The 25,106-nt window shown below is 68.9% G+C and carries 22 protein-coding genes, 1 rRNA gene, 1 pseudogene and 1 riboswitch; of the genes and pseudogenes, 17 read left to right on the plus strand and 7 right to left on the minus strand.

From position 1 onward, the window contains the following. From rrf to ACFY1E_RS28575, 11 genes are all read left to right on the plus strand, one after another. Positions 1 to 95 (plus strand): 5S ribosomal RNA (rrf, locus tag ACFY1E_RS28525); the annotation flags it as partial. A gap of 108 nt (positions 96 to 203) precedes the next feature. Next, the gene (locus tag ACFY1E_RS28530; RefSeq protein ID WP_266953264.1) at positions 204 to 812 is read left to right on the plus strand and encodes a CDP-alcohol phosphatidyltransferase family protein; all 609 of its coding nucleotides are present in this window, start codon (positions 204 to 206) and stop codon (positions 810 to 812) included. A 115-nt stretch (positions 813 to 927) separates the two neighbouring features. Further along, positions 928 to 3,423, plus strand: coding sequence for a sugar phosphate nucleotidyltransferase (locus ACFY1E_RS28535; RefSeq protein WP_389080550.1), 2,496 nt, complete (start codon positions 928 to 930; stop codon positions 3,421 to 3,423). A gap of 107 nt (positions 3,424 to 3,530) precedes the next feature. Then, a complete protein-coding gene (locus ACFY1E_RS28540) occupies positions 3,531 to 4,436 on the plus strand; it encodes a DUF881 domain-containing protein (RefSeq protein ID WP_389080551.1) in 906 nt (301 codons plus the stop codon). Then, a complete protein-coding gene (locus ACFY1E_RS28545) occupies positions 4,433 to 4,765 on the plus strand; it encodes a small basic family protein (RefSeq protein WP_003988855.1) in 333 nt (110 codons plus the stop codon). The genes ACFY1E_RS28540 and ACFY1E_RS28545 overlap by 4 nt, the downstream gene beginning before the upstream one ends. A 5-nt stretch (positions 4,766 to 4,770) precedes the next feature. Further along, entirely contained in the window at positions 4,771 to 5,655 is an 885-nt protein-coding gene (locus ACFY1E_RS28550; protein ID WP_389080553.1) for a DUF881 domain-containing protein, read from the plus strand. A 61-nt stretch (positions 5,656 to 5,716) separates the two neighbouring features. After that, positions 5,717 to 6,622 (plus strand): FHA domain-containing protein, encoded by a 906-nt coding sequence (locus ACFY1E_RS28555; protein ID WP_123963781.1) that lies wholly within the window; start codon positions 5,717 to 5,719, stop codon positions 6,620 to 6,622. A gap of 44 nt (positions 6,623 to 6,666) precedes the next feature. Continuing rightward, the gene (locus tag ACFY1E_RS28560; protein ID WP_389080554.1) at positions 6,667 to 7,404 is read left to right on the plus strand and encodes a MerR family transcriptional regulator; all 738 of its coding nucleotides are present in this window, start codon (positions 6,667 to 6,669) and stop codon (positions 7,402 to 7,404) included. An 84-nt stretch (positions 7,405 to 7,488) separates the two neighbouring features. Further along, positions 7,489 to 7,962, plus strand: coding sequence for a bifunctional nuclease family protein (locus ACFY1E_RS28565; protein WP_004002801.1), 474 nt, complete (start codon positions 7,489 to 7,491; stop codon positions 7,960 to 7,962). Between the two features lie 203 nt (positions 7,963 to 8,165). Beyond that, positions 8,166 to 8,849 carry a MerR family transcriptional regulator gene (locus tag ACFY1E_RS28570; protein ID WP_389080556.1) on the plus strand — a complete coding sequence of 228 codons (684 nt, stop codon included), beginning with the start codon at positions 8,166 to 8,168 and terminating at the stop codon, positions 8,847 to 8,849. A gap of 79 nt (positions 8,850 to 8,928) precedes the next feature. After that, entirely contained in the window at positions 8,929 to 10,293 is a 1,365-nt protein-coding gene (locus tag ACFY1E_RS28575; protein WP_389080557.1) for a DNA polymerase IV, read from the plus strand. Between the two features lie 106 nt (positions 10,294 to 10,399). On the opposite strand, the gene ACFY1E_RS28580 is transcribed toward ACFY1E_RS28575, so the two are convergent. Beyond that, positions 10,400 to 10,777: a PRC-barrel domain-containing protein gene (locus ACFY1E_RS28580; protein WP_389080559.1), complete on the minus strand. Its 378-nt coding sequence runs from the start codon at positions 10,775 to 10,777 to the stop codon at positions 10,400 to 10,402. 113 nt (positions 10,778 to 10,890) lie between these two features. Beyond that, a riboswitch (glycine riboswitch) is annotated at positions 10,891 to 10,986 on the plus strand. A 176-nt stretch (positions 10,987 to 11,162) separates the two neighbouring features. Here ACFY1E_RS28580 and gcvP point away from each other — a divergent pair. Further along, complete coding sequence (gcvP, locus tag ACFY1E_RS28585; RefSeq protein ID WP_389080560.1) at positions 11,163 to 14,048, plus strand: aminomethyl-transferring glycine dehydrogenase; 2,886 nt, start codon at positions 11,163 to 11,165, stop codon at positions 14,046 to 14,048. Positions 14,049 to 14,095: 47 nt separating this feature from the next. Here gcvP and ACFY1E_RS28590 read toward each other — a convergent pair whose 3' ends face one another. Then, the gene (locus tag ACFY1E_RS28590; protein WP_389081052.1) at positions 14,096 to 14,515 is read right to left on the minus strand and encodes a molybdopterin-binding protein; all 420 of its coding nucleotides are present in this window, start codon (positions 14,513 to 14,515) and stop codon (positions 14,096 to 14,098) included. A 186-nt stretch (positions 14,516 to 14,701) separates the two neighbouring features. Beyond that, a complete protein-coding gene (locus ACFY1E_RS28595; protein ID WP_389080562.1) occupies positions 14,702 to 15,097 on the minus strand; it encodes a molybdopterin-binding protein in 396 nt (131 codons plus the stop codon). Positions 15,098 to 15,351: 254 nt separating this feature from the next. On the opposite strand from ACFY1E_RS28595, the gene ACFY1E_RS28600 reads away from it, so the two are divergent. Beyond that, complete coding sequence (locus ACFY1E_RS28600; RefSeq protein WP_389080563.1) at positions 15,352 to 15,717, plus strand: hypothetical protein; 366 nt, start codon at positions 15,352 to 15,354, stop codon at positions 15,715 to 15,717. Positions 15,718 to 15,769: 52 nt separating this feature from the next. Here ACFY1E_RS28600 and ACFY1E_RS28605 read toward each other — a convergent pair whose 3' ends face one another. Continuing rightward, on the minus strand, positions 15,770 to 17,722 hold the full coding sequence (locus ACFY1E_RS28605; protein ID WP_389080565.1) for an amino acid transporter: 1,953 nt from the start codon (positions 17,720 to 17,722) through the stop codon (positions 15,770 to 15,772). A 247-nt stretch (positions 17,723 to 17,969) separates the two neighbouring features. Beyond that, on the minus strand, positions 17,970 to 19,544 hold the full coding sequence (locus tag ACFY1E_RS28610) for a Na+/H+ antiporter (RefSeq protein WP_389080567.1): 1,575 nt from the start codon (positions 19,542 to 19,544) through the stop codon (positions 17,970 to 17,972). Between the two features lie 252 nt (positions 19,545 to 19,796). Here ACFY1E_RS28610 and ACFY1E_RS28615 point away from each other — a divergent pair, with 252 nt between their 5' ends. Beyond that, the gene (locus ACFY1E_RS28615) at positions 19,797 to 21,689 is read left to right on the plus strand and encodes an NAD-binding protein (RefSeq protein ID WP_389080568.1); all 1,893 of its coding nucleotides are present in this window, start codon (positions 19,797 to 19,799) and stop codon (positions 21,687 to 21,689) included. 37 nt (positions 21,690 to 21,726) lie between these two features. Here the strand turns inward: ACFY1E_RS28615 and ACFY1E_RS28620 are convergent, their stop codons facing one another. Next, positions 21,727 to 21,936, minus strand: a complete 210-nt coding sequence (locus tag ACFY1E_RS28620; protein WP_389080570.1) for a hypothetical protein — start codon at positions 21,934 to 21,936, stop codon at positions 21,727 to 21,729. A gap of 86 nt (positions 21,937 to 22,022) precedes the next feature. Here ACFY1E_RS28620 and ACFY1E_RS28625 point away from each other — a divergent pair. Beyond that, positions 22,023 to 22,248, plus strand: a pseudogene (locus ACFY1E_RS28625) (potassium-transporting ATPase subunit C); the annotation flags it as partial. 29 nt (positions 22,249 to 22,277) lie between these two features. Here the strand turns inward: ACFY1E_RS28625 and ACFY1E_RS28630 are convergent. After that, a complete protein-coding gene (locus ACFY1E_RS28630) occupies positions 22,278 to 22,403 on the minus strand; it encodes a hypothetical protein (RefSeq protein ID WP_389080572.1) in 126 nt (41 codons plus the stop codon). Between the two features lie 372 nt (positions 22,404 to 22,775). Here ACFY1E_RS28630 and ACFY1E_RS28635 point away from each other — a divergent pair, with 372 nt between their 5' ends. Further along, a complete protein-coding gene (locus ACFY1E_RS28635; protein WP_389080573.1) occupies positions 22,776 to 24,071 on the plus strand; it encodes an extracellular solute-binding protein in 1,296 nt (431 codons plus the stop codon). A 6-nt stretch (positions 24,072 to 24,077) separates the two neighbouring features. Further along, the gene (locus ACFY1E_RS28640) at positions 24,078 to 25,085 is read left to right on the plus strand and encodes a carbohydrate ABC transporter permease (RefSeq protein ID WP_389080575.1); all 1,008 of its coding nucleotides are present in this window, start codon (positions 24,078 to 24,080) and stop codon (positions 25,083 to 25,085) included. The last annotated feature ends 21 nt before the right edge of the window (positions 25,086 to 25,106 follow it).

Here is a 25,106-nt window from a genome sequence, read left to right on the forward strand (position 1 = left end):
AAACGCCCGGTTACATTCCGAACCCGGAAGCTAAGCCTTACAGCGCCGATGGTACTGCAGGGGGGACCCTGTGGGAGAGTAGGACGCCGCCGAACTCCTTTTAGAGCTCTGGCTCTTGGGCAACAGCCCAAGAGCCAGAGCTTTTTTGCGTTGAGGTAAGGTCAGGGGGCATCGTTGGCACGTTTCCCACAGGAGGCCCCCGGGTGGAGGTCCAGGAGACCCGCGTTCAGACGGACCGGGTCCTCACCATCCCCAACATCCTCAGCATGGCGCGTCTCGTCGGTGTGCCGGTCTTTCTGTGGCTGATCCTCAGGCCTGAGTTCGGAGGCCCCAAGAGTGACGGGTGGGCGCTGCTGGTGCTGGCTCTGAGCGGAGTCAGTGACTACCTCGACGGCAAGCTCGCGCGGCGTTGGAACCAGATCAGCAGCCTCGGCCGGCTGCTCGACCCCGCCGCCGACCGGCTCTACATTCTCTCGACGCTGGTCGGCCTCACCTGGCGCGAGATTCTGCCATTTTGGTTGACCGCTGTACTTCTGGCGCGCGAGCTCGTCCTGCTGGTGATGGTGGGCATCCTCCGGCGGCACGGCTATCCGCCGCCGCAGGTGAACTTCCTGGGGAAGGCGGCCACCTTCAACCTGATGTACGCCTTCCCTCTGCTCCTGCTCAGTGACGGAACTGGATGGATCTCGTCACTCGCTGCTATTTTCGGATGGGCGTTCGCTGGATGGGGTACAACCCTCTACTGGTGGGCAGGAGTCCTCTACGTGGTACAAGTCCGCCGCCTCGTCCGCGCGGACGCCATGGCCGATTGACCTCGCCGATTGCTGCGGCCGTAGTGCCTGGATGGCCCTCGGCGGAAAAGTGCGGGACAATTTGGGCGGGTGAAGTCGGCTAGACCGTCGTCTTTTTGAGGAGGACGCTTCCGACATGAAGGCCGTCGTGATGGCCGGAGGTGAAGGCACACGCCTTCGCCCCATGACCTCAAGCATGCCCAAGCCGCTCCTGCCCGTGGCCAACCGCCCGATCATGGAGCATGTGCTGAGGCTGCTCAAAAGGCATGGGCTGAACGAGACCGTCGTAACTGTCCAGTTCCTGGCCTCATTGGTCAAGAACTACTTCGGTGACGGCGAAGAGCTCGGAATGGAGCTCTCCTATGCCAACGAGGAGAAGCCACTCGGTACCGCAGGAAGCGTCAAGAACGCCGAAGAGGCGTTGAAGGACGATGCCTTCCTCGTCATCTCCGGTGATGCCCTGACCGACTTCGACCTCACCGAGCTGATCAATTTCCACAAGGAAAAGGGTGCGCTCGTCACTGTTTGCCTGACGCGTGTGCCGAACCCGCTGGAATTCGGCATCACGATCGTCGACGAGGAAGGAAAGGTCGAGCGCTTCCTCGAGAAGCCCACCTGGGGCCAGGTCTTCTCGGACACGGTGAACACGGGCATCTATGTGATGGAGCCCGAAGTCTTCGACTATGTCGAGCCCGATGTGCCCGTGGACTGGTCCGGGGACGTCTTCCCGCAGTTGATGAAGGAAGGCAAGCCGATCTACGGCTATGTCGCGGAAGGGTACTGGGAGGACGTCGGTACTCACGAGAGCTATGTGAAGGCGCAGGCCGACGTTCTGGAGGGCAGGGTCGACGTCGAGATCGACGGCTTCGAGATGTCCCCGGGGGTGTGGGTGGCCGAGGGTGCCGAGGTGCATCCCGACGCCGTGTTGCGCGGCCCGCTCTACATCGGTGACTACGCCAAGGTCGAGGCCGGTGCCGAAATTCGTGAGCACACCGTCGTCGGCTCGAATGTCGTGGTGAAGAGCGGTGCGTTTCTGCACAAGGCCGTTGTGCACGACAACGTGTACGTGGGGCAGCACAGCAATCTGCGTGGCTGCGTGGTCGGTAAGAACACCGACATCATGCGGGCCGCTCGGATCGAGGACGGCGCGGTCATCGGCGACGAGTGCCTCATCGGTGAAGAATCGATCGTTCAGGGCAATGTGCGGGTCTATCCGTTCAAGACCATCGAGGCCGGTGCCTTCGTCAACACCTCGGTCATCTGGGAGTCCAGGGGCCAGGCGCATCTGTTCGGTGCTCGCGGGGTGTCCGGCATCCTGAACGTGGAGATCACGCCCGAGCTCGCCGTGCGCCTGGCCGGTGCCTATGCGACGACTCTCAAGAAGGGCTCCACCGTCACCACAGCCCGCGACCACTCCCGTGGCGCCCGTGCGCTGAAGCGGGCGGTCATCTCCGCCCTTCAGGCCAGCGCCATCGACGTACGGGACCTGGAGAACGTACCGCTGCCCGTTGCCAGGCAGCAGACGGCGCGGGGCAGCGCCGGCGGGATCATGATCCGGACCACGCCCGGGGTGCCGGACTCCGTGGACATCATGTTCTTCGACGGGAACGGCGCCGATCTCTCGCAGGGCAGCCAGCGAAAGCTGGACCGGGTGTTCGCGCGGCAGGAGTACCGGCGTGCGTTCCCCGGGGAGATCGGAGATCTGCACTTCCCTGCCAGCGTCTTCGACTCGTACACCGGCTCGCTGTTGCGCAATGTCGACACGACCGGGATCAGCGAGTCCGGACTGAAGGTCGTCGTCGACGCGTCGAACGGCAGCGCCGGGCTTGTCCTGCCCAGCCTGCTGGGCAAGCTCGGTGTGGACTCGCTGACCATCAATCCCGGGCTCGACGAGTCGCGGCCCACAGAGTCCGCCGATGTGCGGCGGTCGGGGCTGGTGCGGCTCGGTGAGATCGTGGCGTCGTCGCGGGCCGCCTTCGGGGTGCGGTTCGACCCGGTCGGCGAGCGGTTGTCGCTGGTCGACGAGAAGGGGCGGATCGTCGAGGACGACCGGGCGCTGCTCGTCATGCTGGATCTGGTTGCCGCGGAGCGGCGCAGTGGGCGGGTGGCGCTGCCGGTGACCACGACTAGGATCGCCGAGCAGGTTGCGGCGTACCACGGGACGCAGGTCGAGTGGACGACGACCTCGCCCGACGACCTGACGAGGGTCGGCGGCGACGACTCGACCATCTTCGGCGGTGACGGCAAGGGCGGCTTCATCGTCCCGGAGTTCAGCAGCGTCTTCGACGGTACGGCGGCCTTCGTACGGTTGATCGGGCTGGTGGCGCGGACGCAGCTCACCCTCAGCCAGATCGATGCCCGGATTCCGCGGGCGCACGTCCTCAAGCGGGATCTTGCGACTCCCTGGGCCGTCAAGGGACTTGTGATGCGTCGTGTGGTCGAGGCGGCCGGAGACCGCTTCGTGGACACCACCGACGGTGTGCGGGTCGTGGAGACGGACGGGCGCTGGGTGATGGTGCTGCCCGACCCGGCCGAAGCGGTCACCCACCTGTGGGCGGAGGGGCCGGACGACGCCTCCGCGCAGGCCCTGCTCGACGAGTGGTCGGCGGTCGTGGACAGCGCCGGCCGCTGAAAAACGCAGCACACGCGCGTGCCGGACAGGTGTCCCCGAGGGGGCCCGTCCGGCACGCCGGTGGGGCCATTCGGAGGTAGTGGTCGCGACATGCGACGATGTGCGGCATGCCGCAGCAGCCCCCCATTCGGAGCACACCCACGCGACCCTCGCGTCCGGACGCCTCCATGTCGCTGCTCACCAACGTCATGGACCACAGCCTGGACGACGGCTACGCCGAGGCAGCCGCCAGGAAGAAGGCCGCGGGCGACGGTGCTCTGCCGAAGACCCTTCGGGCCAGGCTCGGCCTGGCGGCCGGGCTGGTGCTCGCGGCCCTCGTCGTGACCGTAGGAGCGGCACAGGCTCGGGTGGCGGCTCCCGTCGTCGCCAAGGAGCGAGAGGAACTGATCAACCGCATCGACCGGGAGACCACGACGGCGGACAAGCTGGAAGGCTCCGTCGACAAGCTGCGCGACGATGTGAGCGCGCGCCAGCGGGAGGCTCTCAAGAAGACCGGCAGTGGAGATCAGTCGGAGCTGGTGGGGATTTTGTCGGGCGCCGTCGAAGTACACGGCCCCGGCGTGAAACTGGTCGTGAACGACGCCAAGGAAGCTACCAGCGGTGGCAACGGCAATCCGCGCGAGACCTCGGACTTCTCCGACACCGGTCGAGTGCGGGACCGCGACATGCAGCGTGTGGTCAATGGGCTGTGGGAGTCGGGTGCCGAAGCCGTTTCGATCAATGGGCAGCGACTGACGGCGCTTTCGGCGATCAGGGCCGCCGGGGACGCGATACTGGTCGACAACAAGCCGCTGGTTCCCCCCTATACGGTGCTGGCCGTGGGGAACGGGAAACAGCTGAGCAGCAGGTTCCAGAACAGCGCCGACGGGCTGTATCTGCATGCCCTGCAGGAGACCTACGGCATCCGCAGCAGCATTTCCGTGGAAGGCGACCTCCGGCTGCCTGCCGCACCGAGTGTGATCGTACGTACAGCACAGCCGACAACCGAGAAGACTGAGAAGGGCACATCGTGATCGCCGTACTGGGCCTCGTAGTGGGAGTCGTGGCCGGCCTGTTGGTCCGGCCTGAGGTTCCGGCGGTCGTCGAGCCTTACCTGCCGATCGCCGTCGTCGCGGCGCTCGACGCCGTGTTCGGTGGCCTGCGGGCCATGCTCGACGGGATCTTCGACGACAAGGTCTTCGTGGTGTCGTTCCTGTCCAACGTGGTCGTTGCCGCGTTGATCGTGTTCCTGGGCGACAAGTTGGGTGTGGGCGCCCAGCTGTCCACCGGTGTCGTCGTGGTCCTCGGGATCCGCATCTTCTCGAACGCCGCGGCGATCCGCCGGCACGTGTTCCGGGCGTGAGGCCGATGAGCGACAACGAAGAGACACCGGAGAACAGGCTGCGCAAGGAACTTCCGGAGGAGGTCCCCGCGACGGAGCCCGACGTGACGGCGGCAGCCCCAGAGGAGAAGCAGCCCTCCGAGAAGCAGCCCTCCGAGGAGAAGCCCTCCGAGGAGAAGCAGCCTGCTCTCACGGGGCGGCAGCGGCTGGTGCAGGGCCTCTGGCCGCCGCGCCTCACCCGCGCCCAACTCATCGTCGCCGTCCTGCTGTTCGGCCTCGGCTTCGGCCTGGCCGTCCAGGTGGCTTCGAACAGCAACAGCGACAGCGCCCTGCGCGGCGCGCGTCAGGAAGATCTCGTTCGCATCCTGGATGAACTCGACGACCGTACCCAGCGTCTTGAGGACGAGAAGCAGGGACTGGAGAAGCAGCGCGACGAGCTGGAGAACAGCTCCAACCAGGCCGAGGAGGCCCGCAAGCAGACCGTCGAGAAGGAGAAGCAACTCGGCATTCTGGCGGGCACGGTGGCCGCGCAGGGGCCCGGCATCACGATGACCATCGAGGACACGAAGGGGACGGTCCAGGCGGACATGCTGCTCGACGCGATCCAGGAGCTGCGTGCGGCCGGGGCGGAGGCGATCCAGGTGAACGACGTACGTGTCGTCGCCAACACCTACCTCACCGACTCGGGCAAGAGCGTGAGCGTCGACGGGAACAAGATCAACGCTCCGTTTCGTTTCAAGGTCATCGGCAAGCCGGCGGACCTCGAACCGGCGCTCAACATCCCTGGGGGCGTGGTGCAGACTCTTGAGAAGGAGCAGGCCACCGTTGCCGTCGAGCGGTCGAACAAGATCATTGTGGACGCCTTGCGAGCTGCAAAGCGGCCTGACTACGCTCGGTCGTCCTCCCAGTGAACAGGCGGTGCATGGCGGACATCCGGCGGGGGCATGAGGTTGCGGGGGGTCGGCGCACCGAATGGGTGGTGCGTGGTGGAAACTGTCTGGTGGATACGGACGTTGTGAGGATGTCCGGGTCGGCCGGTGTATGCAATCAGGGTTCGTCCTGCCCCACGGGCGGGTCTGTTTCGGTCAAGGGGAATCGCCCGTGAAGTTGTTTGCGAAGTTGTTCGGCAAGAGCGCGCGAGAGGGTAGCGACAACGCGACCGCTCGTCATCGCGCACAGCCCGATGCAGAGGGTCAGCGGCCGCTGTTCCGAGACCAGGTCCCTGGGCCGGGTGGTGACATTCCCGGAGGTCAGGGCGCGCCGTCTGTTGACCCTGCGCAGTCCGGCGGCATAGGTTTCGGGCAACCGTCAACCTCAAGTACGGGTGGAGGGTTTTCCCCTATGTCGGCCCTGGTGTGTACGAGGTGCGGTAACCGCAACGCGGAGAACAGCCGCTTCTGCTCCAACTGTGGCGCCCCGCTGCGGGCCGGAGGCGCGGCCGAGCGGCCGTCCGAGACGACGTCGACGATCTCGATTTCCGGCATCGAGGCCTACGACGCCGAGGTCACCGGTCAGACGCAGATGCCGGCGCTCTCTCCCGAGGCCCAGGCGGCCGTCGACGCGCTGCCGCTGGGCTCCGCGCTTCTGGTCGTGCGCCGCGGGCCGAACTCGGGCAGCCGCTTCCTGCTGGACGGTGACCTGACCACGGCCGGGCGTCATCCGCAGAGCGACATCTTCCTGGACGACGTGACGGTCTCGCGGCGGCACGTGGAGTTCCGCCGTGGTGCGGACGGCTCGTTCACGGTGGCCGACGTGGGCAGTCTGAACGGCACGTACGTCAACCGCGAGCGGATCGACCAGGTCGCCCTGAACAACGGTGACGAGGTGCAGATCGGAAAGTACCGGCTGGTCTTCTACGCAAGCCAGCGGGGCTACTGACCATTCCCCCAGACCCCGTCCGGGGGGACCCCAAGGGAATGTCCATGCTTCGAACACCGAGCGGCGGTGCCGGGCACGGCACCGCCGGCCCGGACAGCGGTCTGATGAGCATCGGCACGGTGCTGAACGTGCTGCGCGACGAGTTCCCCGAAGTCACCATCTCCAAGATCCGTTTCCTGGAGTCTGAGGGGCTCATCGAGCCGCAGCGCACCCCGTCGGGGTATCGCAAGTTCAGCGCGGACGACGTCGAGCGACTCGGCCATGTGCTGAGGATGCAGCGGGATCACTATCTGCCCCTCAAGGTGATCCGGGAGCATCTGGACGCCATGGAGCGCGGTGAGGCGGTCCCGCTGCCCGTGGTGGGACGCCAGCGGGACGGCGAGTCCCTCCTCGAAGCGCCCGAGGGGCCCACCGCGGCTCGGATCGGGCGGGCCGAGCTGCTCGCGGCCGCCGGGATCGGCGAGCAGGAACTCGAGGAGTGGGAGTCGTACGGCCTGGTCGCGCCGCTGCCGGACGGGGCGTACGACGCGGAGACGGTGACGGTGGCGTCGCTCGTTCTGGAACTCGGGCAGTTCGGGATCGAACCGCGGCACCTCAGGGCCATGAAGGCCGCCGCCGAGCGTGAGGCCGGGCTGGTGGACCAGGTGGTGGCCCCGCTGAAGCGCCACCGTAATCCGCAGACCAGGGCGCATGCCGAGGCGCGTACGAAGGAGCTGGCGGCGCTCACGGTGAGGCTGCACGCCGCCCTCGTACAGATCGCTCTCGGTGTGCGACTGCCCTGAGTCCGGCACTTTGCGGAGGCCGGATCGGCCCCCCGTTCCCGGCTCGACTACCCAAACGTCCCGGGCAGGTCCTAGGGTTGCTGTGTGAACGAGCTCGATGTCGTAGGTGTCCGGGTCGAAATGCCCTCCAACCAACCGATCGTGCTCCTGCGTGAAGTGGGAGGCGACCGTTACCTCCCCATCTGGATCGGGCCGGGGGAGGCGACTGCCATTGCCTTCGCCCAGCAGGGCATGGCCCCCGCACGACCGCTGACCCACGACCTGTTCAAGGACGTGCTGGAGGCCGTCGGTCAGGAGCTGACCGAAGTGCGCATCACGGATCTGCGGGAGGGCGTCTTCTACGCGGAGCTGGTCTTCGCCAGCGGGGTCGAAGTCAGTGCCCGTCCGTCCGACGCCATAGCGCTGGCCCTGCGCACCGGAACGCCGATCTACGGCAGCGACGGTGTGCTCGACGACGCAGGCATCGCGATCCCGGATGAGCAGGAGGACGAGGTGGAGAAGTTCCGCGAGTTCCTCGACCAGATCTCGCCGGAGGACTTCGGGACAAGCAGCCAGTGAGACTCGAACGCCGGCAAGTGCCAACGGCGAGTGAGAGCGTCCTGCGGTCCCCTCCGAGCGCATTCGGCTAGCCTTTCCCCGCGGTGGGGTGCGGGAAACCACTCTTAGGGTGATTATCACTCGGCGTGCCGAGTGTGGCGATCGTTGACGCACCCCTGGTGACTGCCTACCGTCGAGATGGCAGGTCAAGGACGGAGGTCGGCGTGAGAAGCAGCGGCGACGGTACGGCTGGGGGTGGCCCCGGACGCAGTTTCGGGGAGAGCGGTCCGTACCCTCCCCCGAGCTCTCAACTTCGTTCGAGTTGGGGGGACCCCCATCCCGGCAGCGCGGCCGATCACGCTCCGCAGCGACCGGCGGCCGTGCCGAGCAGCGGAGGGGCGGCGTCCATGGCGTCCGAGCAGATCGGCTATCGCGGCCCGACGGCCTGTGCGGCCGCCGGCATCACCTACCGGCAACTGGACTACTGGGCCCGTACCGGGCTCGTCGAGCCGAGCGTGCGGCCCGCCTACGGGTCGGGCACGCAGCGGCTGTACAGCTTCCGGGACGTCGTCGTCCTGAAGATCGTCAAGCGGTTCCTGGACACCGGGGTGTCGCTGCAGAACATCCGTACCGCGGTGACGCACCTGCGTGAGCGCGGCTTCCGGGACCTGGAGCGCATGACGCTGATGAGCGACGGCGCCACGGTCTACGAGTGCACCTCGCCCGACGAGGTCCATGCGCTGCTCCAGGGCGGCCAGGGGATCTTCGGGATCGCCGTCGGTGTGGTGTGGCGGGACGTCGACAGTGCGCTCTCGCAGCTGCACGGTGAGCGGATCGACACCGGTGAGACCCTGGTCGGGCACAACCCGGCGGACGAGCTGGCACGACGGCGGAACCGGGCGGTCTGACCGCGTTCTCTGCGGCCTCTCCCAGACCTTCGGCGGTCGTGGGGCGGCATTGTCAGTGGCGTAGGGCAGCATCGGAGATGTGAGAAACGCGCCCACGATCCTGCATCTCGACATGGATGCCTTCTACGCCTCGGCGGAGCAGGCATCCAAGCCGAGTCTGCGTGGGAAGGCCGTGATCGTGGGTGGGCTCGGGCCGCGCGGGGTGGTCGCCACCGCTTCGTACGAGGCGCGGGTCTTCGGAGTGCGGTCGGCGATGCCGATGGCACAGGCGCGTCGGCTGGCACCGAACGCCGCGTATCTGGTGCCGCGCTTCGGGTTCTACCGGTCGATCAGCGAGCAGGTCATGGGGCTGCTGCACTCGCTGTCGCCGCTGGTGGAGCCCCTGAGCCTCGATGAGGCCTTTGTGGACCTGGAGGCCGGGGAGGCGGCCTGGGACGCGGCGTCGGCGCGGCTGGTGGGGGAGAAGCTGCGCGCCGACATACGGGCGGATACGGGCCTCACCGGGTCCGTGGGCCTCGCCGCCTGCAAGATGCTCGCGAAGATCGCCTCCGAGGAGGCCAAGCCGAACGGGCTGGTGCTGGTCGAGCCCGGGACCGAGCGGGCCAAGCTCGGACCGATGTCGGTGCGGATGCTGCCGGGGGTGGGGCCGGCCACGGGGGACCATCTGCGGCGGGCCGGCATCACCACGGTCGACGAGATCGCCGAGGCCGGTGAGGACGAGCTCGTCCGGCTGCTGGGCAAGGCCCATGGACATGCGTTGTACGCCATGGCGCTGGCGCACGACGACCGGCCCGTGGTGGCCGAGCGGGAGGCCAAGTCGGTATCGGTCGAGGACACGTACGACGTGGACATCCACGACCGGGTGAGGGTGGGGCTGGAGGTGCAGCGGCTGGCCGACCGGTGCGTGCGGCGGCTGCGAGGTGCGGGTCTTTCGGGGCGGACCATCGTGCTGAAGGTGCGGCGCTACGACTTCTCGACGCTGACTCGTTCCGAGACGCTGCGCGGGCCCACGGACGATCCGGCGGTCGTGCGGGAGGCTGCCGCGCGGCTGCTGGACTCGGTGGACACGACGGGAGGTGTGCGGCTGCTGGGGGTCGGGGTGAGCGGGCTGGCCGACTACACGCAGGAGGATCTGTTCGCGCAGGCCGCGGGGGACGGTGCGGAACATCCGGTGGACGAAGCGGATGAGGAGCCCGCAGAGGAGCAGAAGGTGGCTGTCGAACGGCGGTGGCCCGCCGGGCACGATGTGCGGCATGCCGAGTTCGGGCACGGGTGGGTGCAGGGAAGCGGGCTCGGGCGGGTGACCGTGCGGTTCGAGACGCCGGATTCGGAGCCGGGGCGCGTGCGGACGTTTCGCACGGACGACCCTGAGCTGGAGCCGGCGGACCCGTTGCCGTTGGTGCCGGGGAGACCCGGGGCCTCCGTGCACGGGGTCGGTGCCTGACTGGAAGGGCGCTGGTCAGCGCGGGGGCCGGGTACGGTGGGGCGGTTCGTCCAGGGCCTGTCGGCCGGAGCGGGTCGGCTGCGGGGAACTACGGCTTGCGGTAGGTCTAGGCGTCCGCGTCCTCCGTGCCCGCCAGCTTGCCGAAGTCGTGGTCGGGGAAGGAGCCAGGCGCGGGGATGTCCAGGCCGTAGTGGTGGTAGAGCTGGAGCTCCTGTTCGGGGGAGAGGTGGCGGCCGACGCCGAAGTCGGGGGCGTCCTTGATGAGGGAGCGGTCGAAGGGGACGTGGAGGGTGCCTTCGATCAGTTCGCTGGGTTCCAGGGGGACGAAGGCGTCGCGGGAGAACAGGCCGGTGCGTATGGCCGCCCACTCCGGCACGCCGGTCGCATCGTCGAGGTAGACCTCGTCGATGGTGCCGAGCTTGGTGCCGTTGCGGTCGAACGCCTTGCGGCCGATCAGGTTGCGCGGATCGATGTCGGTCTGCACGGGCCCTCCACTTGGTCGCAACTCATCCGTAAGCACTACGAAAGAGCAGATTGGTGATGACGGCCACTCGAAGGATCGGATGGTGTGCGCGCTGGTACGCTGACAGCGGCTGCTGACCCCGTGCGGGAGAGTCCTCCAGACATCATCGGAGGCGCCGAAGGAGCAAATCCTCCCCGGAATCTCTCAGGCTCACGTACCGCGCGGACGAGGTCACTCTGGAAAGCAGGGCGGGTGTCGATGGCTTCCGCTCTCACCGACGGTGAAAGCCGGGCGCCCTCGGGTGTTCCGGTGAAGCTCTCAGGTTGAGATGACAGAGGGGGAGGCCGTCCGGGTACCCGTGCCGTGGTGCCCCTCGAAGGTCGTGTCAGACCAGGAGGCCTCCGCAATGACCGCCCATCGCATTCCGCTCGCCGAGCTCGAACAGGGAATCCCGTTCGAGCAGCGCCATATAGGGCCTGATCACGAGGCGCGGGCGAAGATGCTCGCGCACGTCGGATACGGCTCGCTGGACGAGCTGACCGCCGCCGCGGTGCCCGATGTGATCAAGAACTCGGATGCGCTGGAGCTGCCGGGTGCGCGTACCGAGGCCGAGGTGCTGGCCGAGCTGCGGTCGCTCGCCGACCGGAACCAGGTGCTCGACTCCATGATCGGGCTCGGGTACTACGGGACCTTCACCCCGCCGGTCATCCTGCGCAATGTGATGGAGAATCCCGCCTGGTACACGGCCTACACGCCCTACCAGCCCGAGATCTCGCAGGGGCGGCTCGAGGCCCTGCTCAATTTCCAGACGATGGTCGCCGACCTGACCGGGCTGCCCACCTCCGGTGCCTCGCTGCTCGACGAGGGGACGGCCGCCGCCGAGGCCATGGCGCTGTCCCGGCGCATGGGCAGGAACAAGAAGGGCCTGTTCCTGATCGACTCGGACGTGCTGCCGCAGACCATCGCCGTGATCGAGACCCGCGCTGAGCCGACCGGTGTGGAGGTCGTGGTCGCCGACCTCAGCGACGGCATTCCGGCCGAGGTCGCCGGGCGTGAGATCAACGGCGTGCTCGTCCAGTACCCCGGCGCCTCCGGCGTCGTACGCGATCTCAAGCCGCTCATCGACCAGGCGCACGAACTCGGTGCGCTCGTCACGGTCGCCGCCGATCTGCTGGCGCTGACGCTGCTGAAGTCGCCCGGGGAGCTCGGCGCGGACATCGCGGTCGGGACCACGCAGCGCTTCGGTGTGCCGATGGGCTTCGGCGGGCCGCACGCGGGCTACATGGCGGTGCACGAGAAGTTCGCACGCAGCCTGCCCGGCCGGCTGGTGGGCGTCTCCGTGGATGCGGACGGGCACAAGGCCTACCGGCTCGCGCTGCAGACGCGCGAGCAGCACATCCGGCGGGAGAAGGCCACCAGCAACATCTGCACGGCCCAGGTGCTGCTCGCCGTCATGGCGGGGATGTACGCGGTGTACCACGGGCCGGACGGGCTCAAGGCGATCGCGCGGCGCACCCACCGGTACGCCACGATCCTTGCCGCGGGCCTTCGGGCCGGTGGTGTCGAGGTCGTGCACGGCTCCTACTTCGACACGCTCACCGTGCGGGTGCCGGGCCGCGCCACCGAGGTGGTGACCGCCGCGCGGGAGAACGGGGTCAACCTTCACCTGGTCGACGCCGACCACGTGTCGATCGCCTGCGACGAGACCACCGCGCGGGCGCAGGTGGGCGCCGTGTGGAGCGCGTTCGGGGTCGAGGGTGACATCGAGGCGCTGGACGCGGCGACCGAGGACTCCCTGCCCGCAGGACTGCTGCGCACCGACGACTACCTCACCCACCCGGTCTTCCAGGAGCACCGCTCCGAGACCGCGATGCTGCGCTACCTGCGGCGGCTCGCCGACCGCGACTACGCGCTCGACCGGGGCATGATCCCGCTGGGCTCCTGCACCATGAAGCTCAACGCGACCACCGAGATGGAGCCGGTCACCTGGCCCGAGTTCGGGCAGCTGCACCCCTTTGCGCCCGCCGAGCAGGCGCAGGGCTACCTCACCCTCATCCGTGAGCTGGAGGAGCGGCTCGCCGAGGTCACCGGGTACGACAAGGTGTCCCTGCAGCCCAACGCGGGATCGCAGGGCGAGCTGGCCGGACTCCTCGCCGTACGCGGCTATCACCGGGCCAACGGGGACGAGCAGCGGACCGTGTGTTTGATTCCGTCGTCCGCGCACGGTACGAACGCCGCCAGCGCCGTGATGGCCGGGATGAAGGTCGTCGTCGTGAAGACCGCCGAGGACGGCGAGATCGACGTCGAGGACCTGCGGGCGAAGATCGAGCAGTACCGCGACGAGCTGGCGGTGCTGATGATCACGTACCCCTCCACGCACGGTGTGTTCGAGGAGCATGTCGCCGACATCTGCGCGCAGGTCCACGAGGCCGGCGGACAGGTGTACGTCGACGGCGCCAACCTCAACGCCCTGGTGGGGCTCGCCAAGCCCGGGCACTTCGGCGGTGACGTCTCGCACCTCAACCTGCACAAGACCTTCTGCATCCCGCACGGCGGCGGCGGGCCCGGCGTCGGCCCGGTCGGCGTACGGGCGCACCTGGCGCCGTATCTGCCGAACCACCCGATGCAGCCGGCCGCAGGACCGGCGACGGGCGTCGGGCCGATCTCCGCGGCTCCCTGGGGTTCCGCGGGCATCCTGCCGATCTCGTGGGCGTACGTCCGGCTCATGGGCGGCGAGGGGCTGAAGCGGGCCACGCAGGTGGCCGTGCTGAGCGCCAACTACATCGCCAAGCGGCTGGAGCCGCACTACCCGGTGCTCTACACCGGTCCGGGCGGGCTGGTCGCGCACGAGTGCATCATCGATCTGCGGCCGCTGACCAAGGCGACCGGGGTGAGCGTCGACGACGTCGCCAAGCGGCTCATCGACTACGGCTTCCACGCGCCGACGATGTCGTTCCCGGTGGCCGGCACGCTGATGATCGAGCCGACCGAGTCCGAGGACCTGATCGAGCTGGACCGGTTCTGCGAGGCGATGATCGCCATTCGTGCGGAGATCGAGAAGGTCGGGTCGGGCGAGTGGCCGGCCGAGGACAACCCGCTCCGGGGTGCGCCGCACACCGCCGCCGCGCTCGGTGGGGAGTGGGAGCACGCGTACTCGCGTGAGGAGGCCGTCTTCCCGGCCGGGGTGTCGGCCGCCGACAAGTACTGGCCGCCGGTGCGCCGGATCGACCAGGCCTTCGGTGACCGGAACCTGGTGTGCTCATGCCCGCCGCTGGACGCGTACGACGACTGAGGCAGTGGTTGTGGAGGAGGGCCCCGCTTAGGCGGGGCCCTTTCCCGTCACGCCGTCGCGAGTGAGATCTCCGTCGACTTGATCAGGGCCACGACGGGTGTGCCGGAGGTCAGAGCGAGGTCCGTGACGGCGTCCTTGGTGATCGCGGAGGTCAGTTCGCCGCCGTCGACGGCGACCTTCACGGAGGCCATCGCGCCGCCGGTGGTCACTTCGGTGACCGTGCCGGGCAGCTGGTTGCGGATGGACAGTCCCTCGACCGGGGCGGTGGCCAGGGAGACCTCCGTCGCCTTCACCAGGGCGCGTACGGCGGTGCCCGCGGCGAGGCCGAGTTCCTCGGCGGACTCGAGGGTGATCGCCGCGGTGATGTCCTGGCCGCCGGTGAGGCGGACCCTGACGGTGGCCATGACCTCTCCGGGGGTGATGGCGGTGACCGTGCCGGGGATCTGGTTGCGGATGCTCAGGCTCATGGGGCTCATGGGGAACGCCTCGCAGGGGTGGCGGATTGAGGGCTTTGTGCCCGGGCCCACCGTAGCCCCAGCGGCGTGTTGTGCCAGGTATGCGGGTGTCTGCGTCGCTTTGCCGTTGCCCGCGGCCGTGGCGCTCGGGCCGGAATCGCATGAGCCGCGGCTCGCCGTAGGGGAGTTGTTCCTGGGCTAGGCGCGGTCGATGTGCACGTTGGTCGACTTCACGCGGGCGGTGGCCTCCATGCCGACCTCGAGGCCTAGCTCCTCCACGGCCTCGCGGGTCAGGAGTGAGACCAGGCGGTGCGGGCCGGCCTGGATCTCGACCTGGGCCGCCACGTCGCCGAGCTTGATAGCGGTGACGATGCCGGGGAAGGCGTTGCGGACCGAGGTGTAGGAGGTCTCCTCCTCGGCGCTGCCCGCCTTGGCGAGTTCCACGGAGAAGGCGGCCAGGTCCCTGCCGTCGATGAGCCGTCGGCCGCCCTCGTCGCGATGGGTCGCCACGCGGCCGGCGTCGGCCCAGCGGCGTGCGGTGTCCGGACTCACGCCGAGCAGTCGTGCGGCCTGGCCGATTGTGTAGCTCTGCATGCGGTCACGATAGGGCCGGGAACGGGCCCTGGTGGACGGGGGGTGAGCGTTGGGTGTAACGCGATATGGCGTTAGTTGGGGGACGGGGATTCGGGGGCGCGGGTATGTCGGCTGAGATGTCAGGCAGTGGCGGGGCGTCGCTGGACTGCGGGCCTCGCATGCGGACCGGGACCGGGGCGTGGGGGTGCTGCGGGTGGCGGCCCGGGGGCGGTCGGCCGGCCGCAGAGGAGCTGGACGGGAGGGTCGCCGCGGCGTTGACCGCTCGGACGCTGGGCGAACTCGCCGTTCTGACGGTGGACCTGCCGGGATCAGCCGCGGAGGTCACCGGCAAGGACGTCGACCGCATCGAGCAACTCGGCGCTTCCGCTCGGCGTGGCGGCCGGGTGGTACCGCGGCGGCTGGAGATCGGCTCGGAGTGGGGCGAGGTGAGGCTCGACTTCACCGAGGCGGTGATCACGCACGACACCCTGCACATCGGTGCCGGTGTGCGGCTCCGCCGCGGGGTGCCTCGAACTGCTGTTGATCGTCTGCGGCGCCGTCGTGGCTGGTCGCGAAGTTCCCCGCGCCCCTTTGGGGCGCCTTCGTGGCGGGGGGTGCAACGAGTTGCCGGGCAGCGTTGAGGGCGTCTGTGGCGGGGCGTCGTGCGCAGTCGTACAGGGGCCCGGGCCCGTGTCAGCCCGTGTGGACGCGGGGCCTGCGGGCGCGGTCCGGTTCTGCTTCGCGCAGGACCTCTCGGGTGACCGGGGCGACCTCGCCCTGGCCGAAGAGGAAGAAGCGCAGGAAGTTGGCGAAAGGGCTGCCCTCGGTCCACTCGAAGTAGATGTGCGGGATGCACCGGGTGGTGTCGCGGACGTGCAGGAGCAGGGCGGCCAGCGCGTTCGGGATGGAGGAGGACTCCAGGGTCAGCACCCGGTAGCGGCCGTGCAGGACATCGCCGCGCACTGTCAGGCCCGCCTCGAACTCGGAGGGGTCGACGACCGTGACCTCGACGAAGACGAAGTCCTCCGCCTCGGGCATGTCGTTGTCGGCGCGGATCTGCTCGATCTTGTCGCGGTACTCGGCCTTGTCCCGCTGGTCCGGCTCGTTGGCGATGAAACGGATCTTGCGGCTGGCCATGTCCCGGATGAAACGTTCCGCCATATCGTCCAGCGTCACGCTGGTGACGCGGAGCTCGAAGGCGCGGGCCAGCCGGGACAGCAGGGAGACCAGGATGATGCCGGCGATGAAGCAGGCGCCGATCTTGACGCCGTCCGGGCGCTCGATGACGTTGGCCACCGTGACGTAGAGGAGGACCGCGGAGACGACTCCGAAGCCGATGGTCCAGCCCCGCTGCTGGGCGCGGCGGGCGGCGATGGTCACCGCGATCGCGGCCGAGGACATCAGGACCAGCACGCCGGTGGCGTAGGCGCCGCCCTGGGCGTCGACGTCGGCGTCGAAGATCCAGGTGACCAGGAAGCCGATCAGGGTGAAGACGATCACCATGGGGCGTACGGCGCGGGCCCAGTGCGGTGCCATGCCGTAGCGGGGCAGATAGCGGGGCATCAGGTTGAGCAGGCCGGCCATGGCGGAGGCGCCGGCGAACCAGAGGATGGCGATGGTCGAGATGTCGTAGACCGTGCCGAAGGCGTTGCCCAGGTATTCGTGCGAGAGGTAGGCGAGTGCGCGTCCGTTGGCCTGGCCGCCGGACTTGAACTCCTTCTCCGGGATCAGCACGGTGGTGATGAAGCTCGTCGCGATCAGGAACACGCTCATGATCAGCGCGGCGGCCGTGAGGAGCTTCTTCGTGTCGCGGATGCGGCCCTGCGGGTTCTCCTCGGTGTCGCCCGGGTCGCCTTGGACGTGGGGCATGACCGCGACGCCGGTCTCGAAGCCGGAGAGGCCGAGCGCGAGCTTGGGGAAGACCAGCAGGGAGACGCCGATCATGGCGAAGATGTTGCCGTGCTCCGTGGTCAGGGCGCCGGCCCAGTCGGTGACGAGATGGCCGGCGGTGATCACGTGGTACATCCCCACGGCCACGACGACGACGTTGAGGCCGAGGTAGACCACCACCAGCGCGACCGCGACACCGATCGCCTCCAGGAAGCCCTTGAGGAACACCGCACCGAGCAGGGCGACCAGGATGAGTGTGATCAGCATCTGCTGACCGTGCAGGGTGCTGGTCAGGTGGGGGTTCTCGACGAGGTGGGTCGAGGCGTCCGCCGCCGACAGGGTGATGGTGATCAGGAAGTCGGTGGCGGCGAAACCGAGCAGGGTCAGGACGAACAGCTTGCCCTTCCAGAACGACAGCAGCCGCTCCAGCATCGCGATCGAGCCTTCGCCGCGCGGGCTCTCCTCAGCCACGCGTCGGTAGACCGGCAGCGCACCGGCCAGGGTGACGACGACCAGCACGATGGTCGCGATCGGCGACAGCAGGCCGGCCGCCAGTGCCGCGATGCCGGGCTGGTAGCCGAGGGTCGAGAAGTAGTCGACGCCGGTCAGGCACATCACCCGGTACCAGCGCTGCCCCTTGTGTGCGGGCTCCGGCTGGGCGTGCGGCGCCTGCTGGATGCCCTTGCCCATGTCGGACAGGCCCTCCAGCATCCAGGCGCGCAGGCGACTGGGAGGCGGGTGCTCGGTCGTGGCCATCGGCGTGCTCCTGAGGTGCGGCTCAGCGTGTGGATTCCGGCCATCACGCGGACGGCGGCACCAGCGTAAGCGGAGAGTGACGCATGGGCCCACGGATGAGGGGGGCGACGGCGTCAAGCTTCCGTTAAGACTCGCTGCTCGGCTGAAGGGGCGCCCAGGAAGGAGGCTTATGGGCAGTTTTGCTGTGGTCTGGGCCGTCCGGGGGGTTGGAGTTCGACGATCGGGACCGGACACCCAGCGTCATGGCTCAGATGTCCGTCAGGCGGGCTTCCTCCAGGTCCAACGACCGCTGGAGCCTCCTGCGCGTCGTGTCGCTGATGGCGTGTTCGTCGTACAGGCGCTGTAGTTCCAAGGCCTCGAAGGCGATGACGTCGCGGCGCAGCCGGCGGTAGACCAGATCGGCGGATTCGGCGGGGGCGCTATGCCCGGTGTGGTCGCTGAGGCGGTCGCGGGCGTCGTCGAGACGGGCGGTGAGCCCGCGGCGGAGACGGTCGAGAACGACCTCCGGGACGGCCTGCAGCTCGGAGAGTTCCTCCAGGCGGCGGATGCCCGCGTCGGCGAGGCGGCAGCGGGCCGCGGCCTCCTCGCGTTCGGTGTGGTCGGGTTCGAGGGCGATGCCGGAGCGGCGGACCACGGGGGCCAGACTGAAGCCCTGCACGACGAGGGTGACGACCACGACCGAGGTGGTCAGGACCAGCACCAGCGGGCGGTCCGCGAGCGCCGCGCCGCCTTTGGTGGTCTCCGGGATGGAGAGCGCGGCGGCCAGGGGGACGACGCCCCGCGTGCCTGCCCACGTGAGCACCATCGGGACGCGCCAGTTCATGGGACGGATGCCGCCCTTGCGCTGTACCACCGCCGACAGCGGGGCCAGCCACAGCAGCCGTACGGCGATCAGGGTGCCGGCGACCGCGAGCGCGTACAGCGGCCACGCCCGGTCGTCGTGGGACAGCTCCTGCACCTGGGCGGGCAGGGCCAGGCCGATGAGCGAGAACACCACGCTTTCCAGGAGGAACACCACGGTGCCGTACACCGCGTGCAGCTGGAGCCGGATGCGGGCGTTGGTGAGCTTCTCGCCGCGTCCACCCAGGACGACTCCGGCCACCACGACCGAGGTGACGCCGGAGGTGTGGGCCGCCTCGGCCAGGACGTAGGCGGCGTACGGCGTGACCAGGGCGATCACCGTTTCCAGGACGGGGTCCTCGGTGCGCCGCCGGATGAGTGTGACGACGTGGGCCACGACCGCGCCGATCAGTGTGCCGCCGCCCGCCAGTACGGCGAACTCGCCGCCCGCCGCGCCCCAGTTCGCCGCCGCTGACGCCACGGCCACGCTCACCGCGACCCGGAACAGGACCAGTGAGGTGGCGTCGTTGAACAGGCTCTCCGCCTGGACCAGGACCTGGACCCTGGGCGGCAGGGCGAGGCGTCTGCCGAGTGCCGTGACCGCCACCGGGTCGGTGCTGGCCAGGACCGCGCCCAGCACGAACGCCATCTGCCACGACAGCGGCGTCACCAGCGAGGCCACCGCGCCGACCGCCGCCGCCGACGCCAGGACCAGCCCGATCGCGAGGATCCCGACCGGCTTCCACACCGCCCGTAGCTCACGCCAGGACAACTCCTCCGCGCTCGCGTACAGCAGCGGCGGCAGCACGACCAGGGCGATGATCTCGGGGCTGGTCCGGATCTCGGGGGTGCCCGGCAGCAGGGCCACGGCGAGGCCGGCGACGACCAGGAGGGACGGTGCGGGGATGCGCCGGCGGTGGGCGAAGGTGGCCACGACGGTGGCCAGTACGACCAGTGCGAGAACCGTCCCTACGCTGCGCATGCCTTCCCCCTGGGGCCTTCACAGGAGCCACCGTGGCTCCCGGCCGACCAGACTTCCCGGCACACCGCTTTCACCCTATCCGTCCCCCTCATGTCAAGACAGTGCCAACGTTCTTGACGTGGGCTATGGCGGCTGACCGGGGCGGTGCGGCGGGGAGAAGGCGGCGGCTGTTGGCATGTTCTTGGCGAAATCTTGGATCCCGGCCGGTGCGCCGCCGGAACCGCCCTCGCGAGCTGCGGCGTTCTGCCTGGTGTGACGTCGACTCTCCCCCTCCGCACACCGCCCGGCCAGAGATCCCAGCACATGGTGATCTGCGGCGACGACGCTCTCGCGCACCGGCTCGCCGTCGAACTGGACGCCGTGTGCGGGGAGATCGTCACCGTCGTGCTGCCGTCCGCGAGCGACGAGCGCGGCGCGGAGATCGCCGCGCTGCACGACGACCCGCACTCCCCGGTCGAGCTGCACCTCTCCGTCCGCCCCGACGAGCGGGCCCTGCGGGCGGCGGGTGTCGAGCGGGCCGCCGCGCTCGCCCTGACCTACCGGGACGACCAGGTCAACATGACCGCGGCGCTGCTCGCCCGGACCATCAACCCCTCGGTGCGGCTGGTCGTCCGCATGTTCAACCGCGAGCGCGGCCGCCATCTGGAGCGGCTGCTGGACCGGGCGGCGGGGCTGTGCGAGGACCCTGCCCAGGACACCTCCACCACGGTGCTCTCCGACGCCGACACCGCCGTACCGGAGCTGGTGGCAGCCGCCGCCGTGGGTCACGGGCACACCCTCCAGGTCGAGGGCAAGGTGTTCCGCGGTGTCGTACGGCCCGCGGGGTCCCCGTCGAACGTCACCGACCTGGCCACTCTGGCCGTCCTGTCCGGCGCCCACCAGGACGACCCGGCCAGCCAGGACAGCGCCGAGACGCCGGGCGAGGAGGGCACCCAGCTGCTGCCCGACACCCGGACCGCCCACCACCGGCAGTCGACGCACGGCCGGCTGATGCTGGAGGAGGTCACCCATCACGCCTCCGAGGCGACCGCCCGCGCCCGGCGCCCGCACCCCGGACGGTGGCTTCGGGCACGGCTCGCGCATCTGCCGTGGAAGGTCTTCGTCTCCCATCAACTGGCAGCCGTCTACGGGGCGTTGACGGCGGTCGTCCTCGCGCTGGCGACCGCCACCGCGCTCTTCGCCGACGAGCATCCGTGGTGGAAGAACTTCTATCTTCCGTTGCTGGACATCTTCACCATGGGAGATCCGGCCACCGAGGAGTCGGTCGCCCGGCGGGTGCTCCAACTCCTGGCCGGCTTCGTGGGGTTGGCCGTCCTCCCGCTCGTGGTCGCCGCGACCATGAACGCCACCGAGGCCTTCCGCACCGCCTCGGCGAGCCATCCGCCCGACGACGGCGTGCACGGCCACATCGTGCTGGTCGGTCTGGGAATGGTCGGCACCCGGGTGCTGGACCGGCTGCGCGCCACCGACCACCAGGTGGTGGCCATCGAACGCGACCCGCGCGCCCGCGGCGTCGCCCTCGCCCGCCAGCTCGGCATCCCGCTGATCCTGGACGACGCCACGGCCCCGGGTGTGCTCGAACTGGCCCGCGTCCGGCAGAGCGGCTCGCTGCTCGTCCTCACCCGTGACGACGGCCAGAACCTCGACATCGTCATGGCGGTACGCGAGACCAACCCCGCCGTGCGGGTGGTGACGCGCCTGTACGACGACGCCTTCGCGGCCACCGTCCAGCGCACCCTGCGCGCCTCCTACCCGGACGCCCTCACCCGGAGCAGAAGCGTTTCCGCGCTGGCTGCGCCCTCGTTCGCCGCCGCGATGATGGGGCGCCATGTGCTGGGGGTGATGCCGGTGGAGCGGGGCTCGCTGCTGTTCACCTGCGTGGACGTGGCCGGGCATCCGGAGCTGGAGGGACGCTCCGTGCACGAGGCGTTCCGGGAGAACGAATGGCGGGTGCTGGCCGTCGGGACCGCCGCAGGGCCGCTCCCCGCGGGGGAGGCCGTGGACGGCCTCACCGGACCGCATCCCGAGCGGACGGGCTTCGACTGGCGTCCCGCGCAGGCACGGATCCTGCGGGCGGGCGATCGTGTCGTCCTGGCGACGACGAGGCGGGGTCTGGACATCCTGATGACGGGTGTGCGGCCGTAACCGCAGTCGACGGACCGCCGGAGCTGAACGGGGACGGTCACTTCAGATCGGAGACCTTGAACACGGTCAGCACCGTCTCGCGCTCCACTCGCACGGAGAGCCGCTCCCGCGCGGCGGACCCGCCCTGCAAGGTGCCGAGGGTCAGTGACTTGCGGGCGTCCTCGTGGAGCCGGTACCAGAGGTCGGGGTTGTCCGCCAGGACCTGGAGGTCGAGTTCGACGTACTCACCGAAGGCGTCCCTGAGCACGAGACGTCGTGTGATCCCGTCGGGCTGATCGCGCCGTTCATCGGCATCAAGATCATCGACCTGCTCATCTCGCTCGTCCCCGGGCTGCCGGCGCCACGAACCGCTCCGGCGACAACCCCGAGCTCGTCAAGTGGGTCAGGGCGGCGAAGGTGAAGGTCGTCAGGGACAACTCCGTCCCGGCTACACCGTCAAGCCCTCCCAGGTCCCCGCGGACGCCGTGACGTCCTCCGGCTCCGGCCTGGACCCTGACACTCTCCCCAGTACGCCGACCCCCAGGTGCACCGGGTCGCCGAGCGCAACGGCCTGTCCGTCGACCACGGCGGCGAGTTTCTTGTCGGTGATCAGGTCAGCTCGGTGATCAGGTCAGCGTTGAAGACGCTGAGGACGAACGTCGTCAGTGCGGAGGCGCCGAGACCGAGCGGGCCGGGGCCGGCGATGGTGTCGGGATTCGAGGATGGTGTGCTCACCTCCGCTTACCCCTGTGATATGGATCACAGGGATGTGTGATCAGTGGTGCGTCACGAGTGCCCCTTCGGTGGCCGGTGGATGCATGTATCCACGAACGATGTGCCCCGTGCGCTGAACGGTTCCGGTTGCTTCGTAAGGTTCGCCGCGGGCGCCGAATGTTTCGTACCTCCTGGGCGTGGAGCGTGCGCGACGGAGGTCGATGCGCGGCAATGCCAAAGGGGTTGCCCGCAGATTCACCGCGTACAAGGGGTTGCCACCGTTTGGGAGCTGTCTCTAGGGTGCGGCAACAACGCAGCTTTCTGGATCATCTCCGAAACTTTCGGTCCCAGCGGACGGTCGTGGACGCGCCGTCCCTACCCAAGGAGCGCATGATGGGCGACCGGGCACTGTCCCGCCGCGGCTTCCTGGCGGCCTCCGCCGCGGCCGGTCTGGGCATGACGGCACTGAGCGGATGCGGCGGAGACTCGGACGGAGGGTCGTCGGACGGGACGACCACCATCGAGTGGTGGAACATCTCCACCACCGAGCCGGCGAAGACCGTGTGGGCCGCTCTGGCCAAGAAGTTCGAGGCCCAGAACCCCAAGGTCAAGGTAAAGATCGTCCAGCTGGAGAACGACGCCTACAAGTCGAAGATGACGGCGCTGACCGCCTCCGGGAAGCTCCCCGACATCTTCCACACCTGGGGCGGCGGCGTCCTCAAGCAGCAGGTCGACGCCGGGCTCGTCGAGGACCTCACCGACAAGACCAAGCCCTGGGCCGACGGCATGCTGCCGGTCGCCAAGAAGCCGTACATCCTCGACGACAAGACGTACGCGATCCCGTTCGACATCGGCATGGTCGGCTTCTGGTACAACAAGGCGCTCTTCAAGCAGGCCGGCATCGGCACGCCCCCGACCACCTGGAGCGGCTTCCTCGACGCCGTGCGGAAGCTGAAGGCCAAGGGCATCACGCCGCTCGCCCTTGCGGGCAAGGAGAAGTGGCCCGGCATGTACTACTGGGCCTATCTCTCGATGCGCACCGCCGGCATCGACGCGCTCCAGAAGGCCAGCGAAACCAAGGACTTCACCGGCCCGGGGTTCGTCCAGGCGGGGCAGCACCTCAAGGATCTGGTCCAACTCCAGCCGTTCCAGAAGGGGTTCCTCGGCGCGGCCTACTCCACCCCCACCGGAGAGGCCGCGACCGTCGGCAACGGCAAGGCGGCCATGGAGCTGATGGGCCAGTGGGCCCCGAGCGTGCAGGCGGACCAGGGCAAGGGACTCGGCAAGGACCTCGGCTTCTTCCCGTTCCCCGCGGTCGAGGGCGGAAAGGGCAGCCTCACCGAGGTGTTCGGCGGGGGTGGCGGACACGCCCTGCGCAAGGGCGCACCGCAGGCGGCCGTCGACTTCCTGAAGTTCTTCGCCTCCAACGCCACGGACATCGAACTGGTCAAGAAGACCAACACCATCCCGGTCGTCCCGGCCGCGGAGAGCGCCCTGTCCGACCCCAACATCAAGGCCGTGGAGGCGCAGTTGAAGGCCGCCACCGGCTTCCAGCTCTTCCTCGACCAGGCGTACGCCCCCGCCGTCGGCCAGGAGGTCAACGACAGCGTCGCCGCGCTCATCGCCGGCTCCAAGTCCCCCGAGCAGGTCACACAGTCGATCACGAAGACCGCGAAGGAAGAGCAGTAACCGGCGATGACCTCCACGTCCTCCACGTTCCTCCCGGACAAGCGGAGCGGACCGAGCGTCGAACTCCCGCCTCCCGCCGCGGACTTCGCGCGGGGGCGGGCCCGGCGGCGCCTGCTCAACTGGCTCACCGCGGTCGGCTTCCAGGTGCCCGCCCTGGTGCTGTTCATCGGGCTGGTCCTGCTGCCCATGCTGTTCGCCCTGTACACGGCCTTCTTCCGGTGGGGCGGCTTCGGAATGCCCTCCGACTACGCGGGCACGGACAACTTCACCCGGCTCTTCCAGGACGACGTCTTCCTGGGCGACCTGTGGCGGTGCCTGCTCCTGGTCGTGCTGTCACTCGCGCTGCAGCTGCCGTTCGCGCTCGCCATGGCCGTGGCGCTCAACCAGCGGCTGCGCGGCCGGGCCGTGTACCGGATGCTGTTCTTCGCGCCGTACGTCCTGTCCGAGGCCATCACCGGCGTGCTGTTCAGCATGGTCTTCGCGCCGGGCGACGGGCTCGCCGACCACGTCCTGGGCGCCGTCGGCCTCGACGGCCTCGGCGGGGAGTGGTTCGCCGATCCCTCCTACGTCATGGCGACCCTGTTCCTGGTCATGACCTGGAAGTACTTCGGCTTCCACATGATGCTCTACCTGGCCGGACTCCAGTCCATCCCGGCCGAGTTGACGGAGGCGGCGCTGATCGACGGCGCCGGGCCCTGGCAGCGGTTCCGCAACGTCACCCTGCCGCTGCTCGCTCCCACCCTGCGCATCAGCGTCTTCCTCTCCGTCATCGGGGCCATCCAGCTCTTCGACCTGGTGTGGGTGATCACCCAGGGCGGCCCCGACCACCACTCCGAGACGATGGCCGTGACCATGTTCCAGTACGGCTTCAAGCGCTATCAGGTCGGCTACGCCAGCGCGATCAGCGTGGTCATGTTCGGCATCTGCCTCCTCTTCGCCCTCGCCTACCAGCGGTTCGTGCTCCGCCGCGACCTGGAAGGGGCCACCACGAACATGAGGGGAGACGGCAAGTGAAGACCCTGCGCAAACTGCCGC

This window comes from Streptomyces sp. NPDC001604 (assembly GCF_042893475.1).
Classification (GTDB): Bacteria; Actinomycetota; Actinomycetes; order Streptomycetales; family Streptomycetaceae; genus Streptomyces.

Coding starts and splice junctions, on each gene's coding strand:
- ACFY1E_RS28550 (WP_389080553.1), top strand. CDS start 4,771: ATGAGCGACAACGAAGAGACACCGGAGAACAGGCTGCGCAAGGAACTT.
- ACFY1E_RS28555 (WP_123963781.1), top strand. CDS start 5,717: ATGGGTGGTGCGTGGTGGAAACTGTCTGGTGGATACGGACGTTGTGAG.
- ACFY1E_RS28635 (WP_389080573.1), top strand. CDS start 22,776: ATGGGCGACCGGGCACTGTCCCGCCGCGGCTTCCTGGCGGCCTCCGCC.
- ACFY1E_RS28535 (WP_389080550.1), top strand. CDS start 928: ATGAAGGCCGTCGTGATGGCCGGAGGTGAAGGCACACGCCTTCGCCCC.
- ACFY1E_RS28640 (WP_389080575.1), top strand. CDS start 24,078: ATGACCTCCACGTCCTCCACGTTCCTCCCGGACAAGCGGAGCGGACCG.
- ACFY1E_RS28590 (WP_389081052.1), bottom strand. CDS start 14,515: ATGAGCCTGAGCATCCGCAACCAGATCCCCGGCACGGTCACCGCCATC.
- ACFY1E_RS28560 (WP_389080554.1), top strand. CDS start 6,667: ATGCTTCGAACACCGAGCGGCGGTGCCGGGCACGGCACCGCCGGCCCG.
- gcvP (WP_389080560.1), top strand. CDS start 11,163: ATGACCGCCCATCGCATTCCGCTCGCCGAGCTCGAACAGGGAATCCCG.
- ACFY1E_RS28595 (WP_389080562.1), bottom strand. CDS start 15,097: ATGCAGAGCTACACAATCGGCCAGGCCGCACGACTGCTCGGCGTGAGT.
- ACFY1E_RS28610 (WP_389080567.1), bottom strand. CDS start 19,544: ATGCGCAGCGTAGGGACGGTTCTCGCACTGGTCGTACTGGCCACCGTC.
- ACFY1E_RS28605 (WP_389080565.1), bottom strand. CDS start 17,722: ATGGCCACGACCGAGCACCCGCCTCCCAGTCGCCTGCGCGCCTGGATG.
- ACFY1E_RS28540 (WP_389080551.1), top strand. CDS start 3,531: ATGCCGCAGCAGCCCCCCATTCGGAGCACACCCACGCGACCCTCGCGT.